The 23719-nt window shown below is 70.7% G+C and carries 17 protein-coding genes; 11 read left to right on the top strand and 6 right to left on the bottom strand.

The window, feature by feature from the left end; all coding sequences use genetic code 11:
• The first annotated feature begins 4 nt into the window (after window positions 1-4).
• The 4 genes from GT045_RS34735 (at window position 5) to GT045_RS34720 (ending at window position 6760) form a co-directional block, all read left to right on the top strand.
• Window positions 5-1138: a hypothetical protein gene (locus tag GT045_RS34735; RefSeq protein ID WP_161336638.1), complete on the top strand. Its 1134-nt coding sequence runs from the start codon at window positions 5-7 to the stop codon at window positions 1136-1138.
• Complete coding sequence (locus GT045_RS40580; protein WP_161336637.1) at window positions 1135-2643, top strand: hypothetical protein; 1509 nt, start codon at window positions 1135-1137, stop codon at window positions 2641-2643. The genes GT045_RS34735 and GT045_RS40580 overlap by 4 nt, the downstream gene beginning before the upstream one ends.
• The gene (locus GT045_RS34725; RefSeq protein WP_058846746.1) at window positions 2640-3965 is read left to right on the top strand and encodes an AAA domain-containing protein; all 1326 of its coding nucleotides are present in this window, start codon (window positions 2640-2642) and stop codon (window positions 3963-3965) included. The genes GT045_RS40580 and GT045_RS34725 overlap by 4 nt, the downstream gene beginning before the upstream one ends.
• A 344-nt stretch (window positions 3966-4309) precedes the next feature.
• Window positions 4310-6760, top strand: coding sequence for a DEAD/DEAH box helicase (locus tag GT045_RS34720; RefSeq protein WP_161336636.1), 2451 nt, complete (start codon window positions 4310-4312; stop codon window positions 6758-6760).
• Window positions 6761-6950: 190 nt separating this feature from the next.
• On the opposite strand, the gene GT045_RS34715 is transcribed toward GT045_RS34720, so the two are convergent.
• Together GT045_RS34715 and GT045_RS34710 are read right to left on the bottom strand one after the other, a co-directional pair.
• Complete coding sequence (locus tag GT045_RS34715) at window positions 6951-7991, bottom strand: helix-turn-helix transcriptional regulator (protein WP_161336635.1); 1041 nt, start codon at window positions 7989-7991, stop codon at window positions 6951-6953.
• A gap of 16 nt (window positions 7992-8007) precedes the next feature.
• Window positions 8008-8274: a hypothetical protein gene (locus tag GT045_RS34710; protein WP_161336634.1), complete on the bottom strand. Its 267-nt coding sequence runs from the start codon at window positions 8272-8274 to the stop codon at window positions 8008-8010.
• Between the two features lie 986 nt (window positions 8275-9260).
• On the opposite strand from GT045_RS34710, the gene GT045_RS34705 reads away from it, so the two are divergent.
• From GT045_RS34705 to GT045_RS34680, 6 genes are all read left to right on the top strand, one after another.
• A complete protein-coding gene (locus GT045_RS34705; RefSeq protein ID WP_161336633.1) occupies window positions 9261-9965 on the top strand; it encodes a hypothetical protein in 705 nt (234 codons plus the stop codon).
• Window positions 9962-11944: an ATP-binding protein gene (locus GT045_RS34700; RefSeq protein WP_161336632.1), complete on the top strand. Its 1983-nt coding sequence runs from the start codon at window positions 9962-9964 to the stop codon at window positions 11942-11944. Before GT045_RS34705 ends, GT045_RS34700 begins: the two co-directional genes overlap by 4 nt.
• Before the next feature lie 37 nt (window positions 11945-11981).
• Window positions 11982-14060, top strand: a complete 2079-nt coding sequence (locus tag GT045_RS34695) for a hypothetical protein (protein WP_161336631.1) — start codon at window positions 11982-11984, stop codon at window positions 14058-14060.
• A 544-nt stretch (window positions 14061-14604) separates the two neighbouring features.
• Window positions 14605-15444 (top strand): hypothetical protein, encoded by an 840-nt coding sequence (locus tag GT045_RS34690; protein WP_030940604.1) that lies wholly within the window; start codon window positions 14605-14607, stop codon window positions 15442-15444.
• A gap of 132 nt (window positions 15445-15576) precedes the next feature.
• Window positions 15577-16725 carry a hypothetical protein gene (locus GT045_RS34685; RefSeq protein ID WP_161336630.1) on the top strand — a complete coding sequence of 383 codons (1149 nt, stop codon included), beginning with the start codon at window positions 15577-15579 and terminating at the stop codon, window positions 16723-16725.
• A 169-nt stretch (window positions 16726-16894) separates the two neighbouring features.
• Entirely contained in the window at window positions 16895-20413 is a 3519-nt protein-coding gene (locus GT045_RS34680) for a hypothetical protein (RefSeq protein WP_161336629.1), read from the top strand.
• Window positions 20414-20726: 313 nt separating this feature from the next.
• Here the strand turns inward: GT045_RS34680 and GT045_RS40245 are convergent, their stop codons facing one another.
• The 4 genes from GT045_RS40245 to GT045_RS34665 all read right to left on the bottom strand — a co-directional run bounded on the left by GT045_RS40245 (window position 20727) and on the right by GT045_RS34665 (window position 22924).
• Window positions 20727-21092, bottom strand: a complete 366-nt coding sequence (locus tag GT045_RS40245) for a hypothetical protein (protein ID WP_237539108.1) — start codon at window positions 21090-21092, stop codon at window positions 20727-20729.
• A gap of 378 nt (window positions 21093-21470) precedes the next feature.
• Window positions 21471-21704: a hypothetical protein gene (locus GT045_RS34670; protein WP_161336628.1), complete on the bottom strand. Its 234-nt coding sequence runs from the start codon at window positions 21702-21704 to the stop codon at window positions 21471-21473.
• A 270-nt stretch (window positions 21705-21974) separates the two neighbouring features.
• Window positions 21975-22109, bottom strand: coding sequence for a hypothetical protein (locus GT045_RS40575; RefSeq protein WP_272926935.1), 135 nt, complete (start codon window positions 22107-22109; stop codon window positions 21975-21977).
• Window positions 22110-22129: 20 nt separating this feature from the next.
• Complete coding sequence (locus GT045_RS34665; RefSeq protein ID WP_161336627.1) at window positions 22130-22924, bottom strand: hypothetical protein; 795 nt, start codon at window positions 22922-22924, stop codon at window positions 22130-22132.
• A gap of 176 nt (window positions 22925-23100) precedes the next feature.
• Between GT045_RS34665 and GT045_RS34660 the strand changes: the two genes are divergently transcribed.
• Window positions 23101-23268 (top strand): hypothetical protein, encoded by a 168-nt coding sequence (locus GT045_RS34660; protein WP_161336626.1) that lies wholly within the window; start codon window positions 23101-23103, stop codon window positions 23266-23268.
• Window positions 23269-23719: the final 451 nt, after the last annotated feature.

Here is a 23719-nt window from a genome sequence, read left to right as displayed (position 1 = left end):
ATCCGTGAGTCTGCTCAACGACCGGCTCGACGCACTGCGCGGCCCCGCCCCCGCCAAGGGGCACGACGCCCGCACCCTCGCGGCCCTCACCACCAACCCCGGCTGCGCCCGCCGGGCCCTGATGGACGCCGCCGGCGTCGACAAGGACGCGATCGCCGTCCACCTGGGCAAGCCTCGCCCGCTCGCCAAGTCCTCCATCGCCCTGCGCAACGGGGCCGTCTTCGAGCAAAAAGTGAAAGCCGATGGCGGCGCCGAACTCCTGCGCCTGCTGCGCGATGTCCTCGGCCTGCCCCTGCACGAGGCGGCCCACACCGACCTCGCCGCCGTCGGCAGCCAGGACGCCTCTCTGCCAGTCCGCCATGCCTACACCCGCACCGCCGTCCTGGAAGCGGCGCGCTCCCCCCGCTCCGTGCGCACGCTGCTGGACCACCCCATCCTGCAGCTCACGGTCGCCGGCCATCCCGTCTACCTGGAACCCGACGTGGTCGCCTTCCAGGTCGACGGTGTCTTCCACATCATCGAGATCAAGTCCTTTGCCGTCCTCGACGGCCGCGCCGACCCGGCGAAGGTGGCCGCCGCCGTCACCCAGGCCGCCGTCTACGTCATCGCGCTGCGCGAACTCCTCGAATCGGAGGGCCTCGACGGGGACAACGTCTCCCACGACATCATCCTCATCACCCCACGCAACTTCAGCCGCAACCCCACCGCCAGCATCGTCGACGCACGCAAGAAGATCGCCGCCCTCACCCGCCAGCTCAACCGGCTCACCCGCATCGGACCCCTGCTCGACGCGCTGCCGCCCCACACGACCTTCGACCTTGCCCTCGACCGGGACGAACGGCCCACCCGCGACGCCAAGGACCTCACCGCGGCCCTGCAGACCGCCCCCGCCCGCTACACCCCCACCTGCCGCCATTTCTGCGACCTGGCCTACGTCTGCCGCAGCGAAGCCCGCGACGAAGGACTGATCGACGTCCTGGGCAGCGACATCCGCGACGACCTCGGCGGCGTCGATCACATCAGCACCGCCCTGCGCCTGGCCGACGACACCCGCCGCCCCGCCCCAGACCAAGCCGACCTGGCCGCCGCCCTCCGGCACGCCCACGCCGTACGCACCCACCTGCGGGAGTCCGCATGAGCCGCCTGTCCACCCTGCTGCGCCTGGAGGCAGCCGAGACCCAAACAGCCCAGGACGCCAGCCTCGTCAGCCACTTCCACCTCACCGAGCGGCCCCTAGTCTTCCTCCCACTCAACCACTCCGGCACCGAAGCGACCCCGCTGGCTGTCATGCTCGGCACCGAACCGGCCCGCCCGCACCTCCTCGTCACCCCGCCCCACGGCCGGCCCACCACACTCCTGCAAGAGCTGGCCGACCATGTCCTCACCTACATCGACAGCTTCCGCAACACCGAACGCCTGCCCGCGAAAGGCAGAAAGCCCGCCCGCGAACGGCACACCCACGCCCCTCAGCTCTTGGTCGCCAACCGCAAGTCGATCACTTACGTCGAGCGGCTGGGCCGCGCCCTGCGCTTCACCGAGCCGCCTGAGGAGAGCGACCCAGCCTACAGCGTCGGCCGCCTCGGACAGTGGCTCACCTTCTTCGCCGACCACGCCGAGCACCCCGGAAGCGCCTTCCTGCTCGCCCTGACCGACCTGCTGACCACCCGCTGGATCACCGGCCAGAGCCGCCTGGAGGACGAACACCTTGCTGCCCTCCTCGCCTGGATCGACCCCCCGCCCGGCACCACGGGCCTGCACGCCGCCCTCGAGACCGAAAACCCCCAGCTCCCCGGCCCCGACGGCCGGCTGCACCGGCCCGCCGGCCCCGCCACCGACCCCTCCTTCGACAGCCTCGAACTCGACCCCCTGCTCACGGCCTACGACATCGCCGCCGCAGAGGGCAACACCGCCGCCATAGCCCGCCACACCGACCGCCTGAACGACCTCCTCCACACCTACCTCCGCCCCACCTGGGACGACGCCTGGCGCGCCCTCGGCCTGCTGCGCACCCTGCCCGAGATACCCGACGCCCAACGCCGCTGGGCCGCCGACCGCGACCGCTTCACCGCCTACCGCACCTACCTCACCACCGACGGTCGTCCCCAGCCCATCAAGGACGACGCCGTCTCCGCCGCCCGCCGTCTCGCCCGCCTGGAGCTGGCCCAGGCCGCCTTCGACGCTCACTGCGCCCTGGAAGACCCCTTCTTCATGGCCGAGCGACGCACCACCGGAGAAGCCCTCGCCGGCACCGTCACCGACGTCGACGCTCGCCACACCATCCCCGGAGCCAGGGGCCCCCGGCTGCGCCCCCGCCTGACCCTGCACACCACCGACCCGGTGCGCCTGGACCTCGGCCACTTGCTCGCCGGCCCTCACAACCCCCGCGTCCACCTGGCCGTTCGCGCCATCACCCCACGCGGGCAGGGCACTGACCTCCTGCTGGAGGTGACCACGCTGACCGGCACGGTGAACAAGCCCCGAAGCGACTCTGTCCCCGCTGTCGGGGACCAGCTTGAACTCACCTTCGCCCCCGAGTTCTTTAGCCGACCCGCCTTCCCAAGCCGCGAGAACACCCCCTGGACCCACGGCGGCCCCCAGCACAACCACCCCGCCGCCGCATTGGAAGAGACCGAGAAGCCTTGACCACGACCCCGCCCGCCGACCTGGCCAATGCGGCCGTCGCCGACATCCTCACCGCCCTCACCGGCGGGACCACCCAGCCCCTCGTCGTCGACTCGCCCCCGGGCGCTGGGAAATCGACCCTCGTTGTCCGGGCCGCCCGCACCCTCGCCGCCGCCGGCGAACGATGCATCATCGTTGCCCAGACCAACCACCAGGTCGACGACCTTCTCATCCGCCTCGCCGACCCCACAGCCTCCCGACTGCGCCTGGGACGCCTCACCGGAGGCACCTACGAGGTCCCTGAACACGTTCTGGCCCTGCCCAACACCATCATCAGCACGGACATCAAAGACGTCCTCACCTGCGACGTGATCATCGCCACCGCCATGAAATGGGCGTACGTCGACAGCGCCTACTGGCAGTGGGCCATCATCGACGAGGCCTACCAGATGCGCTCCGACGCCCTCCTGCTGATCGCCAAGCTCTTCGACCGCGCCCTTCTCGTGGGCGACCCCGGGCAGCTCGACCCGTTCTCCATCATCAGCACCCCCCGGTGGATCGGCCTGCCCCACGACCCACTCAACAATGCCGTCACCGTTCTGACGAACTACAACGACGCAGTCGTCCGCACCCTGCCCGTCTCCTGGCGCCTTCCGCCCTCAGCGGCCGACATCGTCTCCCGGGCGTTCTACCCCTTCACGCCGTTCCAGCCGGGAACGGCCCCCGCCACCCGTACCCTCACCTTCACCACCCAAGGCCTGCACGACCGCTGCGACGCCACCGTCGAGGAAGCCGCCCGCACCGGCTGGGCCCTGCACGAACTCCCGCCCCGGCACACCGCACGCATCGACGCCGAAGCCGCCCACGCCACGGTCGCCCTGGCCGCCCGCCTGCTGACCCGCGGCGCCGAAGCCGTTTGCGAGAACCATCCCGACGGCCGCCGCCTGCAGCCTGCCGACATCGCCATTGGTACCGCCCACCGCGAACAGGCCCGCCACATCCAGCACCTTCTGAACCACAACCCCCACACCCGGGGCGTACGCGCCGACACCGCCAACCGCCTGCAGGGCCGTGAATTCGCCGTCACGATCGTTCTACACCCGCTGTCCGGCCGCCGTGACGCCTCCGCCTTCCACCTCGAAGCCGGCCGCCTGTGCGTGCTCGCCTCACGTCACCGGCACGCCTGCATCATGGTCGCCCGCGCCGGCATCACCGACCTCCTGGACCGCCACCCCTCCAACGACCCCGTCCACCTCGGTGTCCCCGCCAAATTCCCAGACGGCTGGGAAGCCCACCAGCACATCCTCGACCACCTCGCCTACCACCGCGTCCCCGCCCCCTGACCGCCGAGTCCCTGGAAGCCGCCCACGCCCATGGCCCTTTCTGAGCTGACGCTCCGCCCCAACCAGAACGACGCGGTCGCTGCCGCCACTGCGCCTGGCATGCCTCCCGTGTCAGCGCCGTGCCGAGACTCCGCTTGCGGCAGATAAAGGGGCTCGCCGGTCAGTTGGGACCTGGCCGGGATATGCGGTGAGGCCGCTTGTGTCGGTGCCGGGCTCTAGGCTGCCGCCTATGTCTATGCCCTGCCCGGCCGCTGCGATCGACGCGCCTGCCGTGTGTGCGGTACGCCGGTGTGCGGGTGTGGGGCTGCCTGCTGCTCGCTACGTGTTGAGGAAGCCTCCGTCTGATGAGTGTCGTCGCCGGTACTGCGTCCCCTTCGTCGGGGCGGAAGACGTTGTTGCCCGATCAGGTGCACGCGGTTCAGCGGCTGGCGCGGCATTTGCGGCGGCCGGGGACGAGAGCGCTGTTCGTGTCGGCGACAGGCACCGGGAAGACGCTGGTGTCCATCCGCGTCGCGGACGGACTCGGCGCCCGGCTGGTGCTGTTCGTCGTCCCCACCCTTGACCTGGCCGCGCAGACCGCGCTGGCGTGGCGGGGCGACGGCCACGGCGAGCACATGGTGATCGTCTCCTCCCTGGATGCTGCCGGCCGTGATGACCTGGTAGCCGCGCGCGTGGGCTCGACCAGTGACCCGCTCGCGCTGGCGGCGGCGATGTCGGTGGTGGGGGAGGGGCCCGACCAGCTCCGGGCGTTGACGGTGATCTGCACCTACGACTCCCTGACCAAGATCGAGGAGACCCAGAACACCGGGTTCGCGGTGCCGCCGTTCGACCTGGCGGTCATGGACGAGGCTCACCGGATCGCGGGCCGGGCCGACAAGAAGTGGGCGATCGTCAACGACGCGAAGCGCATCCACGCGGACCGCCGCCTCTACATGACCGCCACGCCCCGCATCTTCGCCGCCCCGGAGCTGGCGGAGTCCGCCGACCTCACCCGCCCGCGCCGAAGGCGCCCGGCCGGGCCGGACGTGGACGCGTTCGCCAATTCGATGGACAACGAGCAGGTGTACGGCAAGAAGGTCGTCGACTACCCCCTCGCGAGGGCAGTGGCGGACGGCCGGGCTGCGGACTACCGCATCGTGGTGCCCACCCTGACCGATACCGACCTGCGCCGCCGCCTGAACTTGCCCGCCCCCGGCACCACGCCCACGGGTGCCGCCGCCCGGGAGGCGAATGACGACGGTGCGCTGCGTACCACCGCCCTGCACCTGGCGGTCCTGCGCGCCATGACCGAGCACAACCTGAAGAAGGTGCTGGTCTACTTCCATCTGGTGTCCGACGCCCGCCGCTTCGCCCGCGAACTCCCGCACACCCTGCGCCTGCTGCGCCGGACGGACCCCGACCTTGCACCCGGGATCGACCCGGAGCTGTTCTTCGCCCACGGCGAGCACACCCCCGCCCAGCGCGCCGGCATCTTCACCGGCTTCGCTGCCGCCGACACCGCGGTCCTCGCCAACTCGAAGCTGATCGCCGAAGGAGTCGACATCCCCTCCGTCGACGCGATCGTCTTCGCCGACCCCACCCGCAGCGTCATCCGCTGCGTCCAGGCCCTCGGCCGCGCCCTGCGCCTGGACATCTCCGGCAAGACCGCCAGCCTCGTCGTCCCCGTCTACATCCCGCCGGGCGCCGACAGCGAGAACATCCTGGGCAGCGCGTATGAGCCGGTGTGGGCGATCGCCTGCGCGCTGGCCAGCCACGACCACCGCATCCTCGAACGCCTCCCCGACAAGGCCAACCGCCTCCCACGCGAGACCAGCGACGTCATCGCCCGGCGCTGGCACTTCGACTTCACCGTCCACCCCGAACGCATCGCCCAGGCGATGGACCTCGTCTCCTTCGACCCCCGCGACCCGGCCGTCTCCCGCTCCCGCCGCCTCGGCCTCGCCGCCGCCCGTTCCTACCGCGACCAGTACGGCCACCTCGACGTGCCCGCCGACTACACCGACCCCACCGGATACCGGCTCGGCACCTTCATCACCAGCATGCGCGACGCGGCGAAAGCCGGCCGCCTCGACGCCGATGCCGACGCCGACTGGATTGCCGAGCTCGACGCGCTGGGCATGATCTGGGACAAGCACGACGCCGCCTGGCGCTCCCGTCTCGCCGCAGCCGCCGACTACCACCGGGTGCACGGTCACCTCGCCGCTCCCGCGACCACCCCGGTCGGCGCCTGGCTGGCCGAACAACGCCACCTCGCCACCAGACACGAACTCGACCCCGCCCGTGTGGAGGCCCTCACCGCCCTCGCCCCCGACTGGCGCCTGCCGCACGGTGCGGACTGGCACCGCAAATACCACCTGCTGCGCGCCCACCTCGCAGACGGCGCCGACCCCGCCACCCTCACCCGCGACACCCAGCTCGGCGGCGTGAAGATCGGTTCCTGGCTGGCCCGCCAGCTCACCGCCTGGCAAGCCCTCGCCGATGGCCAGCAGCAGCTGATGACCGCCCTGGGCCTCACCCCCGAGGCGAATCCGCTCGCCTCCGTCCGCCGTACCCGCCGTACCTTCGAGCAGATCGTGCAACTGCTGGAGCTCTTCCTGCACCGCGAGGGCCGCGTCCCCGCCGCCCGCGAGAGCATCCGCGTCGACGGCGAGAGCGTCCGGATCGGCGCCTGGCTGGCCAAGGCCCGCACCAAGCACCGCTCCAGCCAGCTCCCCGACCACCACGTACGCCTGATCGCCGCCCTGTTCGAGGGGGACTGGACGGCCGAGGACGCCGTGCCGGCCGTTCTGGTGTAGGCGCTACCCGGCCCACTCACACGACCGAGTGTGGCTCCGGTTCGATGCCGGACGAACTGCCTGCGGGCCACACCCGCAGGCGCACGGATCTCGCTGATCACGCTCCGCCGTGACAGCACGGCGCGGCTGGGGCCGACCGCCCGACACTCCAGCCGCGCAATGGCCCCCTTGATGGTGACCGGTCCTGCAGTCACGCGTCTTGGCCCACACCAGGCCGGTGGATCCTGCGCGGTTCCCGCCACACCTGCGCCCCGCGAAGGGGGACCCTCCCCTTGGGCCGCTCCCCACGCCGGTTCGACCCGGACGGCGGTGCAGCATTGGACTCGATCTGCACGAGCTGTACGGAGCCGTCGCCGGACACGAGGATGGCGTCGACCCCGGTGTCGGATGCGAGGCCGTTACGCCGCGCGGGACCCATCAACTCCCGGTACAGGTCCGCGAAGGCGGTGTCCAGCTGGGAATCGCGCATAGGCAACGTCAACGTGTAGTGCGTCAGGCGGTCAAGGGCGGAGCCACCCGTCGGGGTCGCCTGAGTGACACGGCGGAGCTGCTCCAGATTTCCGACCCTGGCCCGCACCGGCTGCCGCGCGCCGTGAGGCGCAGTGACAGGACCCGTGGACGCCCGACGCCACGCCTTCTGCCACTGGGCGAGCGTGCGCTGGCCGGTGACACCGCAGCCCCGCAGGAAGGCCTCGCAGTGGTTCCAGGCGGGGAGCTTGACTTTCCGGTGGACGATCCGGAAGAGGGTCCCGAGGGGGAGCAGGAACACCTCACGCTCGCTGGGGACCCCATTCGGCTGCGGGACCGTGCCGGCACGCTCCTGGACGGTGCGCAGCGGTGGCGCCCCGGCGCCCTCGTAGACGGCCGCGAGTGCGGCGGTGAAGTCCTGGCGGGTGCGGATGTTGTCCACCCCGGGAGCGTGGAGGTGGCGCAAGATGCCGCGGTCCTTAGCCCGGGCCCGTCTCCACAACTGAAGCGCCTTGTGCTCCTGCTGCGGGGTAGCGCCGCAGCCGCGCACATACGCCACGACGGTGCTTTCCTTCGGCAGGGCGTGACCGCCAGCCGCGCGCTTGAGGGTGGCGGCCGAGACGGCCAGGGCCGGATCGCCGAGCGCGGCGGTGCGCTCGGCGAGCTCGGCGAAGGTGAGCTGGGCCCGCTGCCGCAGGTTCTCCAGCATCGAGCCCAGAGCGGCACCGGGCGAGCCAGCGGGGGCGCTTCGCACCGCACGCATGGTCGTTAACCTCCCCCTACCGGCGAGCGGCGGCGTTCAGCGCCGCCGCGAAGGCCTGCAGCAGCAGACGGCCGCTCCCGCCGACGGCGTAGACGGCGGCGCCGATCGCCCCGCACCCGGCGAGGAGGACGAGCACGTCACGCACCGGCATGCCGGTAGCGGCCAGACCTGCGCCAAGGAGGGGGAAGACGCTGATGCCGAAGGCCTGCGCTGCGGTGACCGGCGCCCGGGACGGGCGCCGGCCGCGGGTGGGCGCGGGGGCGCCCTTGAGGGTGGTGGACATGCTGGACTGCCTCCCTGGCAGACGGGCGGGCCGCCGACGGCTTCCGACGCCGGCGACCCGCACGGGTGATGTGCTACTGGCCGCAAAAACCGGTGCGCCTACGGCAGTTGACGCTGCCGCGCCCCGGTGCAGTGCAGGATGCCACGCCCCGTCACATCCGCGTGGTTCCTCGGCTCACGCGCGTTCCAGGCGTCCTATCAATTGCTCAACGGCCGGAACGAGAGCGTCCGGCCCACCCGCCCGTAGCCGACCAGTGCCTTTGCCGAGCTCGACGGGCAGGCCGCCCCGGCTGCGGGCTCACCGGCGTTCCACGTTGCCTTGCCGCGACGGGGCTATGACGGGAACCTGGATACCAACCACGTTCGAGCGTCGGGGCGGTGTGGGGGGTGCGGCCCCAGCAGGCCTGCTGGGGCCGCACCCCCCACACCGCCCCGACCTCGGGCCTCCCTGACACGCTACTGGCCGCAAACCGAAGCAACCCAGGGACACCGCAGACCGGTTGACGCCGGGCCTGCACCGACGGGACCGGTCCGACCACGGGCCGGTCCCGCCACACTCTCTCGACGGTCAACTCGCATGCCCGTAGCGCGCCCCCGGCGTGGTGCCGTCTGCTCCCGCCTGCTCGCCACCGGGCGTCTGGGTAGGGCTGGCCGCGAATCTCACGGTGCGGGGCCGGGATCCGCCGTCCCGGTCCCGCACCGTGTACCCGGCGGGCGGCCGCCACGGATGTCAGCGCATGTATGACCGCGAGTGTGGCCTGGTGCCACGGACCGCAGCGCCTGCTCCGTCTCCACGCAGACCCGCATCCCGGCCGCCACCACGGGGAGGTGGTGGCCCCGCCGGACAGTGGCGGGCGCGCAGTGCTCCGGGCGTGGACGGTCGTGGCGCCGACCTGCCTGACGGGGCCAGGGCTTCTGTATGCGTGCACTCCTATTCGTCTCGTCACTCCATGGTCAGGCTCGTGTGCGGGTGGTTACTCTGACGTGATGGATCACGAGGGGGCGGGGCAGGGGCCGGGGGTCGCGGTGACCAGCCGGGAGCAGGACGCGGTGCGCTTGCTGCTGTTGATCGACGGGGTGTGCGAGCCGCTCACCGAGGTGGAGAAGGCCGTGTCCGGCCTGGAGCGGGCGGTGGGTGTGATGCGGACGCAGGTCAAGCTGCAGAAGCTGGACTTCTGGCTGCGTAATCCGGACTACCTGGCCAACGAGTTGCTGACGGCCTACGAGGACGAGCCCGAGGAAGCACTGCTGGACCTCGCCGGCCGCATTCTGGACTCCGAGGAGCCGGAGGTGCGGCGCTATCCGATGCTCCGCCACCACTTCGGCGCCTACGAGTGGCTGGACGACGCCCTGGCGGTGCTGCGCAGCGCCGGGCTGCTGGTCCGCAAGCGGCGGGGAACGGTCAACCGGGTGCGCCAGCACGACTACTTCCTGCTGGAGCACGGCCGCCACGTCGCCCGGGAGATCATCCGCCAGGAACCGGATTTCGGCTACTACGTGCAGCGCGTCGAGGACGTTCTGCGGCTCGCGGGGGAGAGGAGCGGCAGCGAGCTGAAGAAGCAGCAGTACCTGACGCGCGAGTACGCCGACACCCCAAGGGGGCGCCGGATCGGATCGATCAGCGGGCAGGCGCGCCGCCGGCTGGCGGCCTTCCGGCAGCAGATGCAGGCACAGGGAGCGGGGGGAGCATGACCACGGTGCAGGAAGAGGCGCTGCTGGAGACGCGCATCGCGGACAAGACGGGCGTGAAGGTCGACGACGTCCGAGACGTGTTCGCCGCATACGGGCTGCCGCTGGTCATCTCCCCGGCACGCCCGAGGTCGCTCAGGGTGCACCGGCTGCGGGTGGCCGGCGAGCGCACCGGCGACGTCGAGCCGGGCCCCTTCGACAAGACACTGTCCTTCTCCGAAGGCCTGACCGCGCTGGTCGCCTCGAACTTCCGCGGCAAGACGTCGGTGCTGGAACTGCTGACCTGGTGCCTGCGCGGCACGCCGCGCAGTGAGATGCAAAGCCGTGTCCGCAGCTGGATGCACCACGTCGACCTGGACGCGACCGTCGCGGGCGAACCCATGGCGTTCCGCCTGGACCTCACCGACGGGGAGATCACTGCGGCCGTCGTCCTGACCGGCCCCGACCCGGACGCACTGGCCGGCGTACGCGGACCCGCCCCGGACCGGGGCATCACCGCCCTGCTGCGGGCCTCCAGCACCGACAGCTACGCGGAGCAGATCGCCGGCCTGATGCTGAGGCGGATGGATCTGCAGCCCCTGGTCAACAGCTTCAAGGAGACCAGCACCCAGACCCACGGATGGCCCGCCTACTTCGGGGCGGTCTACCTCCCGGCCGGCGGCGACAAGGCACTGCTGGGCGAGGTCACCTCCAACGGACTGCCGGGCCGTCTACTGCAGGTCTTCCTGGACCTGCCCGCGGCCGCCGCCCTCACCCGCGTCAAGACCGTGCACGACGTGCGCCTCGCCGAGGACAAGGCACGCCGCGCGGTGGCGGCCGCCGAAGCAGCGGAACGCGCATCCGAACGCGCACGCCTGGAAGCCGAACTTACCCAGGCCCGCGACGCACTGGCACGCCTGCTGCCCAGGGACGGCGCGGACGCTTCCCTGACCGACCTCGCCCACGACGCGGTCCAGCTCGCCCGGGCACTCGCCGACGCGCAGGACGCCTGGGACGAGGCCGTACGTGTCTTCCGCCAGGCGCGCACCGAACGCCAGCAGGCCACCAAGCTCCTCAACGACGTCACCGAAAGCGCCACCGCCCGCCTGCTCTTCCACGGCCTGAACCCGACCAGCTGCCCCCGCTGCGACCAGCAGATCGACGACGCGCGCCGCCAGCAGGAGCGGCACGCCCACACCTGCGCGGTGTGCGCGCGCGAGGTGACCGGAGACGACGAAGACCCGCAGGAGATCACCGCCGAGGCACACCAGCGGCTGGAAACGAGCACGGCCGCCGAAGCGGCAGCCAAGCAGGCCCTGGAACGGGCCGAGACCACCGTCGACGGCCTGACACGCCGGCTGGAAGGCGCGCAGCAGCAGCTGCGGCGTGCCCAGTCCGCCGCCGACCTGCCCGCTCGCCTCGCCGCCCAGGAGAACGTGCTGCGGCTGGAAGGCGCGCTCAGCGTGTTCCGCGAGCCCGAGGAACCGGCCCTGGACGAAACCGAGGCCAAGGCCATTAAGGTCCTGGGAGCTGCCGCTGCTCTGCTGGAGAAGGACAGCAAGACGGCCGCCGAGGCGCTGTTCAAAGAGGTCAACGAAGAGACCGCCGAGCTGGCGACCCTGTTCGGGGTCCCCTCCCTCAAGTCGGTGTCCATCGACCGCAGCGCCCGCCTGAAGATCTTCCCTCTCGGCAGCAAGCAGGAATGGTTCAGCGACCAGAGCGCCGGCGCACGCCTGCGGCTGCGCATCGCCGTGGCCATCGCCCTGCTCCGGGTCGGCCGGGCAAACGGCGTATCCACCCACCCCGGCCTGCTGCTGATCGACAGCCCCAAGTCCGAGGAGATGCAGTCCGCCGACGCCCATAAGCTCTTCAAGGAGCTGGCCACCGTCGCAGCCGAGAGCGACCTGCAGGTAGTCATCACCACCGCGGACTTCGACCTGGCCCGCGCAGCCCTGCCCGCCGACAGCCTCCGGCAGGCCGAGCCCGGCGCTTCCCTATGGTGATACCGCACCTGAGAGCACGCAGGAAAGGACGGCTGCCGTGCCGCAACTCGCCGACCGGCTGACCGAACTGGCCGCAGACGGCCAACCCATCACCTTCCCTGCCCTTGGCCTCGCCCCCGACACCGTCGCCAGCCAGGCCGGCGACGTGGCCGCCGGTCCCTTCGCCCCCTACCTCGCCGAAGCCGTCGCCGACGCCTACAACCGCAGCGACACCCAATGGCAGCCCGCAGCCACCGCCTTCCCCACCGGACTCGCCGCACAGCACAGCGTCCTGCACCTCACCGCATCCATGGACGCCCTGCTCCACAGCCCCGCGGCCGCCAAGGCCCTGGGAAAGCCCCTGACCGCAGCACTGCTGGACGGACTGCCCGACCGCATCGAGGCCGCACCGCTCCTGGCCGCCGCGCGCCTCGAAGGCGCCGTACGCCTCGCCGTCGCCGAGGCGGTCACCCCCTTCAAGCTGTGGCAGACGCTCGAGGACGTGCCGACCGACGGCCCCGAAGACTTCCTCGAACGCCTGCCCCGCCTCCTCGGCCTCACCCTCGACCGCTGGGCCGACGAAGACACCATCGCCGACACGGTACGCACCCTGCTGCAGCAGCTCACCCACGACGAAGCCACCGACGTGGACGCGATGTTCGAACTCGGCTGCGACCTGCTGCGCCGCGCCCTGTCCTCCCCGGACATCGGCACCGTCACCACCCACCTCGTCCAGGCCCGCCGGCAGTTCGAGACCGCCGCCCAGGCCGAGGAAGCCCGCCACGACGCCCTCACCTACGCAGCAGTCTGCGACGCCATCCTCGCCTTCGGCCGGGCAGACGCCGCAGCCATCAACCACGCCGCCGACCAGATCACCGAGACCCTGGATCAGCGCCAAGCCTGGCTCCACCGCTCCCACCAGCCCGAATGGCTCCAGCCGCGGCGCTCAGCAGAAATCGCCTGGCACCACCTCGTCCTCCAGCTACGCGCCGCGGCCACCGCCCTCCAAGACGACGCCTGGATGGACGCCTGGCAAGCCCTGAACACCGTCCTCGCCGCCTACAGCGCTGCCCGCACCGTCTGCCCCCTGGGAGACGACACCGACCAGGGCCTGGCCCTGCTGGTCCAGCCCGCGATCGAAGACGGCTTCCTGCGCCAGCAGGCCTTCCTGGCACAACTGCGCCGCGCCGCCCAGGAAACAGACCAGCACGCCGCCCGCGGCTTCGATACCGCTACCGCCAGCGCCCTGCTCACCGCGATCGAAACCGCAGCCCAGCGCGAGACGAGCCCTGCCGCCTCCTCCAACGCCACCGACGACAGCAGCGATGACGACGACCCCGGCGGAGCAGCCCTTGGCCGCCTGCAACGCCTCGCCCCCACCCTGCTCCTCCAGCTCAAAGACCAAGCCCTGAGCATCGCCAGCACAGTCGATGACCAGCAGCTCCTCCTACTGGAGGGCCTCGCTCACGACAGTGACGTCGCCCGGCTCAAGGCCACCGACCCGCTCATCGTGCCCACACTCGACCGGCTCGTGACCGAGCTGTCCGCCCATCCCGCGTTCACCGGGGAAGTCCGTCAGACCTTCTCCGTGCTGGTCGAGCAGACTCTCCTCTTCCTCAAAAGCCGCTCTGACCTGACCCGCACCAACCTGGTCGGCTCCACCAAGAAGGGCGAGCCGGCCCCCTTCGACTACCGGCGCAAACCTGAGGGAGACCGCAAGCCCGTCGAAGCCGACCTGCAACGCGACTTCCAGCAGTGGCTCCAGAAAGGGCCCCTGCACAACGTCGTCCTCGTCGAACCCGTCGACGTGGGCATGGGCCGGGCCGACGTCATGGCGCACTTCGGCGCCCTGCGCTACCTCACCGAGGTCAAACAGGACGCCACCGACAACAATCCCCGGTACCTCGAGGGCCGCTACCTCACCCAAGCCGCCGAATACAGCAACACCAACGCCCCGTTCGGACAACTCCTCGTCCTGGACCTCACCCCGAAAGACGACACGCAAGGCAACCTGCGCGTCGATGAGGTCGCCTGGACCACCACCCACCGGCCTCACGGGGCCACAACAGACCGTGCGGTCGTCGTCGGCATCGTCGCCGGTAACCGCACCACGCCCTCTGCCTACTCCCGCAAGTAAGCCGAGGCATCGACGAGCGCGTGACCACGTACCTCGACCAGGATGGCCGTCCGGACGACGCAGCCGCCCTGTGCGTGGTCTTCGCGGCTGTCAGGTCACGGCTGACCAAGCCCGGCCGACGCGATGATCGTGCCGGTCTGTCGCCGGGGTGGCTGCCGCGCTACTGGTCGGGGTGGACGGCTTGGACTCCGGTGCCCGCGTAGGCCTTCCGCCTTTCACCCGCGTATGAGGGCGTTTGGGCCTAAGTCATCGTGCGACGCCGAGCGGGGACGACGTGAGGCTCAGAGCGCGCGAGGGAGCCTTCTCCCGCCGCATCCAGGCGACGCCGGCTGGGCCTGGCCGCGGTCCGCGTGCGGGTCGGCTCTCAGCAGGCGGGACTCAGCCGGCCGTTCAGCCACCACCTGCCTTGCTGGCGGGCTGACCGTCGACCGGGGACCCGTCCCGGCGTCAACGCCGGCTCACGCCGCCATGGCCCGCGAAAACCGCTGCCCTTGCGCCGACTGGCCTGCGAACATCGGGCAAGGGCTCAACCAGGCGAGGAATGATGACCGACTTTCCCTTCGGCATGAACGACTACAGCGTCGACGTCCAGGCGCAGCACAACGTGACCTTCACCCCCGGCTGGGACGTCCACCGTCTCGCCCTGACCTTCGAGGTGACCGCCCGCGGCAACTACACCGTGGACGCTCCCTTCCTCGTCTCCGGCAGCCTCTGGGTGCACGACATGCCCAACCCCGCCAGCTACATCGGCCCCCTCCACGCCCCCACGGGACCCGTCGCGCTGAAGCCGTACAAGAATCAGATCACGCTGGAGACGACCGTGACGGACCGGCAGCTGCGCGGCCTGGAGAAGACGCGCGCGGGCGCCGACCTGTCCCTGCGCGCCGCCCTCACCCTGACCGCCCTGGCCGAAGCGAAGCACTGGCCCGTCGCCCGAAGCGATGAGATCATCCGCATCCCGCACGCGACGTGGAGCAACGCCCTCATCCAGCTCGACGCCGGCGCTTTCGTCGACGTCCTCATCCCCCTCACCACCGTGGAGACCCGGGCCACCGCAGCTCGCCGCATCCGCGAGGCCAAGGCCGCGATCCGCGACCAGCGCTACGAGCACGCCGTAGCCCTCGCACGAGCAGCCCTCGATCCCGTACGCGAGACCTGCAACAGCAGGAAGCTCCACGACCAGGCGATGAAGAAGAGGGCCGGCGACCGGGACCAGGACGAACGCTGGGCGGTGCTCACCCAGAGCGCCTACGCCCTCTTCAGCGGAGCCCCGCACGACGACACCGGTACGACCGAGCACTTCACCTGGACCCGCGCCGACGCCATCGCGGCCGTCGCCACCGCCGCCGGCCTGCTCGCCCGGCTGGAAGACCTGCCGCAGTGACCCACGTCGTACGGACGTTGGCCAAACTCCGTACTTCCCGGCCAACGTCCTGGCCCGATGGGGCCGCCAACAGGTCGATGCCCACGGCCACCTGCCATCCCTACCCTGACCTGACCGGCACGCTGGAGGCCGATGATGACGCGAAGCCTGTTTGACCTCGCCCGGAAGATGACGCCGGAGAAGGCCAGCCGCGAGTTCCGCGACTTCAGCGGAGCCCATGCCTACGCCGCCGCCCGCCGCCTCATGGACGAGACCTTCGCCGGCTATCCCGACGTCGACCACAGCTTCGTCCGTGAGTTCCAGACCGCAGGCTTCTCCGCTCGCGTCTTCGAACTGGCCCTCTATGCTGCCCTGCGCGAACATGGCAAGGAACTGGACCGCACCCACCCCGCACCGGACTTCCTGGTGGGCGGCGACACTCCCGTCGCCATCGAAGCAACGACGACCAACCCGCCCCAGGGCGAGACGGCCGAAGACGTGGACATCGCCACAGCAGTGCGCCGACGCATCCCCGACGACATGGAGGCGGCGGAAGCGGAGTTCACCATGCAGATCGGCAAAGCCCTGCGCCGCAAACTCGAACACCGCGATGCCAAGGGCCATGCCTACTGGGAGAAGCCGCACGTCGACGGCATCCCTTTCGTACTCGCCGTGCAGTCCTTTCACAGCCCCAGCTCCCTGATCCACACCGTCAGCTCCCTGGCGACCTACCTCTACGGGATCCGGGACGTCGCCACTCGCGACAGCCACGGCTCGCTCGTGCTGAACTCCCAGGTCGTCACAGAACACCGGCACAAGGAAAAGACCATCCCAAGCGGCCTGTTCGCCCAACCCGAAGCCGAGCACCTAGCCGCCGTGATCTTCACCAACAGTGCCACCGTGTCGAAGTTCGCCCGTATGGGAACCGAACGGGGCTACGGCCCGCAAGACGTGGCCATAGCCCGCGTCGGCCTCATGTACGACCCTGACCCGAACGCGTCCCTGGCCGTGCCCTTCGGCTACGTCGTCGGTGACTACGGGCCCGAGGAGCACGAGACCTTCAGCGAGGGCTTCCACGTACTGCACAATCCGTGGGCCCGCACACCGGTCGCTACTGGCGCTCTGGACGGCTTCACCGAGCACCGCCTGCAGCCCAACGGCAGATTGCTTACCACCTTCCGCCAGCCCGACTACTTCGTGTCCCGGACGTGGATCTTGCAAGGCCAAGGAGGCGGAAATCCGCTGCCGGCGGCCCGCCGTCGTGTCCAGCAGTATCTGGCCGGTCCAGCAGGCAGTCGGTAAAGACTCAGGCTGGTGCGGACTGTTGGCTCACGTTCCGCCCCGGCAGCGTCCACGAAGCGCACCTGCGGCGTGCGCCTGCCGATCGGCGCGCGCCTGTGGGCTCCCTTGGACGCCCGTGATCGAGTGCTACCCGCCGGTTCGCGAGACCGTGTCGTCTACGGTGGCCTGCATGGACGACGCGACCCCGGCGACTGCCGCCCCACCCAGCCGCGAAGCTGAACTCAAGCCGGTGGACGAGGCGTTGGCCGCAGCACTGCTGGAGCAGGGCGAGGCCGGGGCCCGGGCGCTGGGGCTGCTGCGGGACGCGCACCGGATGCTGGGGGACGAGCGCTACGAGCGGCAGGCGGAGATCGCCGAAACGTGCATAAGGGGCGCGGCGGAAGCGCTGCTGAAGCTCCCCGGGTCCCGGAAAGACGGGCGCGAGCCGGTCGGCCTGCAGAGCGCGGCCCGCGCCTTGCTGAAGGCTGTGGATGCCTACCAGCCTCCTGACGAGGAACCGGCAGCGGGGGAGGGCAGAAGGAAGAAGCGCGGCTCCCGTGACCCGCAAGCGGCCCTGCGCCGTATCCGTGAGGCAGCAGAGGGACTGCGCCCCGAACTCGAGCGGCCGGGCGGGCATCACCGGCGTCGGGCGATGGGCGTGGCCGAGCGGCTGATGGGCGAGCGCCTGGGCGCGGCGCAGGAGAGTGCTCTGGATGCCTGGGGCGAGCTTTACGGCGGCACGTCGGACGTCTTGCACGGCGGCCCTTCCAGCCAGGCCCGCGCCCGCTACCGGCAGGTTCTGCGCCTGGCGCGCGAGGTGTTCGTGCCGCTTCCCGGGCGTGCCGCGGAGGTTCTGGAACTGACCGGCCTGCGAAGTCCCACGGTCGAGGACGCTGAGAGGCTGAAGGCGTGGGCGGATCCGCGCGCGATGCGGTACTTCTTCCTCTCCCGCCCGGCCGCGGCCTGGCTGGACCTGCTGGATGAGGTCTGGCTGCTGCCCGACACCACCAGCCCGGAAGGTAATTGGCCCGCCACCCCCTACCTCGACCATCTCACCGAAGTCGCCCCCGAGCAGGCACGGACGTGGCTGGCCGAGCACGCCGCACAAATAGCGGCGGCCGGCCCGGAAGCCACGGGCGCGCTGCTGCGCCTGGCCGCCCGCCCCGGCATCGGCCTGCACCCGAAGGTGCGCACCGTGGTGTCCGCCCTGACCCGCGAGGGGCGCGAGCCTAAGGCGGCGGACGGCTGGTTGCTACGGCTGGCCGCCGACTGGGCAGGCGACATCCCGCTGGCGGAGCGCGATGAGGACTGGATCCGCACGGTGGAGATGCTGCTGGCCGCCTTTGTACGCGTCGAGCACGACCAGGAGTTCCGGACAGCCACCGAGGACGGGGACCTGCCCGGCGACGAGACCCGAGAGCGCACCCCCCGGCTTACCGCCGCCCAGCTGCCCACCTATGAGGCCGCCGAGCTGCTCCTGGCTCTGCGGCGCACCGCCTACCCCTCGTCCCGCCGCCTTGAGGAAGGCCCGGCGCATCCGTGCCTGCCGTTGATCCGGACCGTGCTCGCCGTTTTGTTGCAGGCCGATGTGCAGCGCACGCACCCGGCCGTCCGGCACACCGCCGTCTTCCGCCGGGATCTGGACGAGGTCGCGCTGGACCACCCGGAGGCCTTCTTCGGCCCGGTGCTGGCGCGGGCGGTCCTCGACGTGGCAGCGGCCGACGCCCGCGCCGGGGTGCCCCTGGTGGAGCGCACCGCGGCACTGGTGCGGCAGGTGGGGAAGGCAGACCCACAGCTGCGCGACCGGCTGCTGGCCGCCCACCTCCAGCAGCTTCCGCCCGACGCCACCGCAGGTTCCCAGGAGGCCGACACCTGGTGGGAGAAGGCCACCGAGCTGCTTCCCGCGCTGCTGGCCCACCGCCCGACGCCGGAAGGCGCCCGGCTCGTCGACTACCTGCACCGCCACTGCCCGCCCGAGGCGGCCGCGCACCTGCACGCGCAGCTGGCCGACGCCTGCGGCCCCGTGCCCGGCCCGAAGGAACTCGCCGACTACGACCCTTCCTCGTCCGGCCCGCCACCGCGGGCCTGGGTGCGGGTGTGGGACTGGTCGCCCGTGCTGCCCGCACCGGTCCTCACCGCCTGGGAGCCGGTGCTGTCCTTGCTGCGCCGCGCCAAGCCGTCCGGTCCGGCAGACCCGCGCACCGCCGAACCGTTCGTCCAGATCATGAGCAGTCTGCCGCCAGCGGTCGACGAGACCCAGGCGGCGGCCATTGCCGCCGAACACGGCCCCGCCGCGGCCGCCGACGCGCTGGCCGCCGCACCCGACGCTGGCGACTGGCGCTACCTAAAGGTGCTGCGCGCCCTGATCCAGAATGATCCGGTTGCCTGGACCACGGCACCGGCCGAGATCACCGCCCGCCTCACCCAGCCCCGCCTGCGCGCCTTCTACCTGTACCTCGCCTCTGAACAGGTCGCCAAGCGCGACACGTTCCCCGGCAACGCACTGGCCGAGGCCGCAACGACGGCCTTCGCCGTACACCGCGACACCGACCCAACCGCGAACGAGCCTCCCGCGACCGACCCGGACGACGACCAGCCGTCCACGGCGCATCTGGCCGAACAGGCGATGCTCCTGTTGGTGCTCTTCGCGTTGGGAACCGGCACCGACCTCGGCGACAGCCTCCCGGCCGTCCTGGACCACCTCTACGCCCTGACCGCACCTCTGACCAGCCCACCCGCCAGTCCGCCCGACGACACCCCACCCGGCACGATCCCCGCCGATTTCGTCGGCACCGACCCCGCCGCCCGCGCACTGCACTGCCTCCTCGAACACGCACAACACCAGCACGGCGCTCCCGGTGACGGCCTGCCCACCAGACTCCTCAAGCAGCTGGCAACCATCACCGAAGCCACCGGCACCCAACTCCGGACCGCCGCCGCCCTCGGCCCCTACCTGCCGCTGCTACACCAGCGGGCCCGAGATTGGCTCCTGGACCGTCGCAGCGTCCTGCTGCACCTGCCGGCCGACGGCACCCCCTCCGCCGCCTCCGCCTGGCTGCGCTGGGGCCTCTCCCACTTTCCGCTGCTCGTCGAACTTGACCGCGCCGAACTCCTGACCCGGCTGCGCACCAGCACCCCGCGAGAAGCCGCCTTCCAAGTGGCACTGGCCCTCCTGGACGATCCGCACTTCCTTGGCGACCCGACCGCGCTCCTCACCGAGCTCGCCGCTGCGGACGGCGGAGCGGCCGCGGTGTCCCGGCTGCTGGAACTCCTCGCCCACCGCGCTGCCCGCGCCGCCGCTGCCCCGGCCGCCGCCGTCGTGGAGCTGTGGCGGGCCGCCCTGGCAGCGGACCTTCCCGAAGGCGCCCTGGCGGGAGCGGGCACCTTCGCCCAGGCCAGCATCAACGACACGGTCTGGCTCGACCTCACTCTTGCCTCCGCCCGCCACACGCCTGCCCTGCGCGATATGGACCACATCGCCGAGCGATCCGCCCATCACCCGGACAAGCCCGCAGCCGCGCAACTCACCGCCCTGCTCGTCGCCCACCCCAGCACCGACCCATGGCGGGACGCCACCGTCCGCCAGCACGCCCGCACTCTCCTGGCCGCGATGGGCCAGAGACCACCGGACCCACAACTCGCCCAGCCCACAAAAGAACTGCGCAACGCCCTGATCACCGCAGGGGACATCGACGCCCACGTGCTGTAACCGCCCCCGGCCGACGGAGGGATGGCCGTCCGGACGACGCAGCCGCCCTGTGCGAGCGGTGCTGCTCCCGGCGAGAGCAGCACCGGGTCTTCGTGGTTGTCAGGGCGCGGCCCGACCAGACCCGGGCCGACGCGACGATCGTGCCGGTCTGCCGGCGGGGTGGCTGTCGGCTACTGGTCGGGGTGGACGGCTTGGACGCCGGTGCCCGCGTAGGCCTTGGGGGTGAGGGTGAGCAGGAATCGTCCGCTGGGGTGGGTGGGGGAGGGGCGGGCGGCGTGGATGGCGTGGACGGCGGCCCAGGAGTGCCCGAACCTCAGGAGTGCGGTGGCGGTGACCGCGGCGTCGGTGTCGAACGCCTCGATCCGGATGAACCGCAGGCCTTGATGTAGCTGAGCAGGCCGGGCCGTTCGGTGTCGCCGGCCGTCAGGGACAGCACCGGCGCGGACAGGTCGCCGAGTCCGCCGGAGGCCTGGACGTAGACCGCGGCGACCGCTTCGTCGAACGGGTCCTTCGGGTCGTACAGCGCTGTGGCGGTCGGTGTGGTCGAGGGCGACCGCGATCGCCGCCACTGCGCGGTTGCCTGCGGGTTGGGCGCGGCGCCGCCCAGATGCTCGAGCAGGACTTTCGCCTTCGCGGGCCCGGGCCGGTCCCGCGGGGACGTCCGGCGAATCTCGTTCACCGATTCACAGTCCTCGCGTTCTGCCGGGATCGCAGATTCGTAGGACGGGCAATCTGACCGGATGGGCCGAAACGACAAATGTGCTGGATGGTGAAAACGCCATCCCGGCAACTTTGGTACGGTGTGGCGAATCCACTTTTTAGATTTTCGACAGAACCGTCAGATTGAAAAAACGCGCTACGGCGTGATTAGTTCACTTCCGTAGCGCGCTAGAATGACCGTGTCCGAAGAATCTGGCTGCAACCAAAGTCTTCGGACACGGTCCGGTTGAATCTTCACCCGGGAGCCTTGTGGATGTGGACTTTTCCAAGCCTCCTGGAGCATGCCGCGACCGTCGCGGAGCCCGACTCCACTGACCGTGAGGTCGGGCTCCGCGGTCTACATGTAGGGGTGGACCAGCGGAAAGAGCTGCTCCTGCACCTGCAGCCACGCCCAGAGGGCGATGTGACCGCCGTAGTAGACGATCCCCAGCGTCATGTACGCCTCCTCACGCCACGAAGTCTTGCCGTGGGCGTGGGCCGCCATCTGGTCCGGCTCAACGTCCGGTTCCTTGACGGGATCGGGGACCTGGGTCTCGGCCGCCTCGTTGGATTCTTCATCGAGGTCGGCCATGTGACTCTCCTTCTCCTGTTCAGTTTTCGCGGAATGCGCTTCGTAGAGATATTACAGCCGACCGCCTCTATCTCCTATTCACGCTGGAAAAGGGGCCTATTGGTCGGGTCCTACTCTGCTCCGCGGGCGGGGAGACTGCGGCGCGCCGTCCTGTGATTCGGGCCCGTTCAGGCGGCCGATCATGGCGCAGCTCCTCTGAGAGGCTGCCGTGTTCCTGCGTGGGAAGACTTGCCGGTGCGTCTGCCTCCCGAGCGGCAAGTTTCCTCTCCGTCATACAGCTCCAGCCACTGCGGCCGCGGGGGTGCTGAGGCAGCCGAGGCCGAGGAGCTCGTAGTCGTCCGGCTCCCGCAGATGCCATGCCCGCCTCGTCGAGGGCCGCGCCTCGTCGGTGATCTGGCTCGTCACCGACGCAAGGTCATGGATGGCTACTGCCGTGAGCCCGGCCGGTTGCGGGGCCGGATCAGGTGCATGCCGAGGACGAGCAGTAGCTGCCGTCCGGCCTGGTCGAACTGCTCCTGGATGGTGGGCTCGCGGAAGAGGTTGGCCAGCAGCGTGGTGTCGACCTTCCCGTCCAGGGTGCGGCTCAGCGCGATGCTGAGGGCCTCGACGTGGTCCACGACCGTCTCGACGGTCATCGGTGTCTGCGCGGGCCCGAGCGCGCGGACGAGGCTGCTGGCGGCGAACACGGTGTCCGGTTCCATGACGTCCCGCACGGCGTCCAGCAATTCTGCCCGCCCGCGCACCGTCAGGGCCTTGCCGTTGCCCAGCTCGGTGATGATCCGCACGAACCGGGCCCGCGCGGTCGGCGTGGCCAGCTGATGCCCGACCTGCTCCAGCAGGCCGAGAGCGCCCTCGCGGGCCACCTCCTGGTTGCGCCGGCCGCGCCCCACCCACGTCGCCCACGCCCGCTGCGCCTGCCGGGTGGGCACGTAGCCGTTCCACCACAGCCACATCGCCAACGGAACCTGCGCCAGCGCACTCAGATGCTGTACCTGCTGCCGCTTGTCCAGCAGGAGCAGCAGCAGCCGACGCTGGGTGGCGCTGTGCTCGGCCTTGTCCGAACCCTGCCGCCGGGTACGCAGCCGCGGCTGGTCCAGCAGCCCCTTGGCGATCCAGTCGTGGATCCGCCGTACGGTCACGTCCGGATAGCCGGCCGCATGGGCATCCGCGACGAGGTCGTCGATGGAGCCGGGCCCGCTGATGCTCTCCCAGGTGTACACGGGGTGGAAATTACATCGTTCTCCCGCCAACCGGGCCCCAGTTGAGGATGCAGCGCCTACCACCCGACTGCCACGATCAACACAGCAGCACACACCACCCGGCGAGCCGCCGCGCTGCATCAACCCACCCCGCGCACAGGGCGCCGCCACGACTGACTGAGAGAAGGACCTCTACCGTGTTGAAGAAGAACCGCACCTCCTCGGCCACCCCGCACCAGGCTGACGTGACACTCACCCCGGCCCCGTGGTGGCGCCTCGTCTCCGTGGCACTCGTCACCGGAGCAGCCCGTCACATCGGCGCCCTTCTGGCCGGCCTGGCGGTGACCTGGTGGCAGCACGACTGACACACCTCGGCGCCCACACGAAGAGAACCCCAACACCTTTGTAGCCGCCTCTGACTGACATCACCTCATCCCAACCGGACACACCACGGCCCGCCCACCGCAACCTCCAACGCAACCGGGCACCCACCCCTAACCCGGATTCACCAAAAGTTCCGATACAAAGGAAACAGGCGGCGAACCAGCTCAACTCTCTACCCCGTAGCCAGCCGCCCGCGAACGCGGGCCGGGTCCGGGAGCGCAGCGGACGGACCCCAAAGCTCCCTCAAGGAGCGTAGCGACGAGGGAGCCACCGGCTCAGAGCGCAAGCGGCGAGCCGGAAGGCACCAGCCCAATCTCCGGATCAAGCAAAACTCCTGACGGAAGGAAACATGGCTCGGAGCGCAGCGCAGAGCCCAACTCCTCGCAACGCGAGGAGTCCGCCCGCGCAACGCGCGGGAGTTCCCTCGGAGGC

The sequence above is a fragment of the Streptomyces sp. SID486 genome (genome assembly GCF_009865385.1).
Lineage (GTDB): Bacteria > Actinomycetota > Actinomycetes > Streptomycetales > Streptomycetaceae > Streptomyces.
Note: the sequence above shows the minus strand (reverse complement) of the source record. Positions and strands in the feature narration are given on the sequence as shown.

Bases quoted from the DNA above. Each gene is read 5' to 3' on its own strand.
- GT045_RS40580 (WP_161336637.1), top strand. From the start codon at position 1,135: ATGAGCCGCCTGTCCACCCTGCTGCGCCTGGAGGCAGCCGAGACCCAA.
- GT045_RS34720 (WP_161336636.1), top strand. From the start codon at position 4,310: ATGAGTGTCGTCGCCGGTACTGCGTCCCCTTCGTCGGGGCGGAAGACG.
- GT045_RS34715 (WP_161336635.1), bottom strand. From the start codon at position 7,991: ATGCGTGCGGTGCGAAGCGCCCCCGCTGGCTCGCCCGGTGCCGCTCTG.
- GT045_RS34710 (WP_161336634.1), bottom strand. From the start codon at position 8,274: ATGTCCACCACCCTCAAGGGCGCCCCCGCGCCCACCCGCGGCCGGCGC.
- GT045_RS34705 (WP_161336633.1), top strand. From the start codon at position 9,261: ATGGATCACGAGGGGGCGGGGCAGGGGCCGGGGGTCGCGGTGACCAGC.
- GT045_RS34700 (WP_161336632.1), top strand. From the start codon at position 9,962: ATGACCACGGTGCAGGAAGAGGCGCTGCTGGAGACGCGCATCGCGGAC.
- GT045_RS34690 (WP_030940604.1), top strand. From the start codon at position 14,605: ATGACCGACTTTCCCTTCGGCATGAACGACTACAGCGTCGACGTCCAG.
- GT045_RS34685 (WP_161336630.1), top strand. From the start codon at position 15,577: ATGATGACGCGAAGCCTGTTTGACCTCGCCCGGAAGATGACGCCGGAG.
- GT045_RS34680 (WP_161336629.1), top strand. From the start codon at position 16,895: ATGGACGACGCGACCCCGGCGACTGCCGCCCCACCCAGCCGCGAAGCT.
- GT045_RS34670 (WP_161336628.1), bottom strand. From the start codon at position 21,704: ATGGCCGACCTCGATGAAGAATCCAACGAGGCGGCCGAGACCCAGGTC.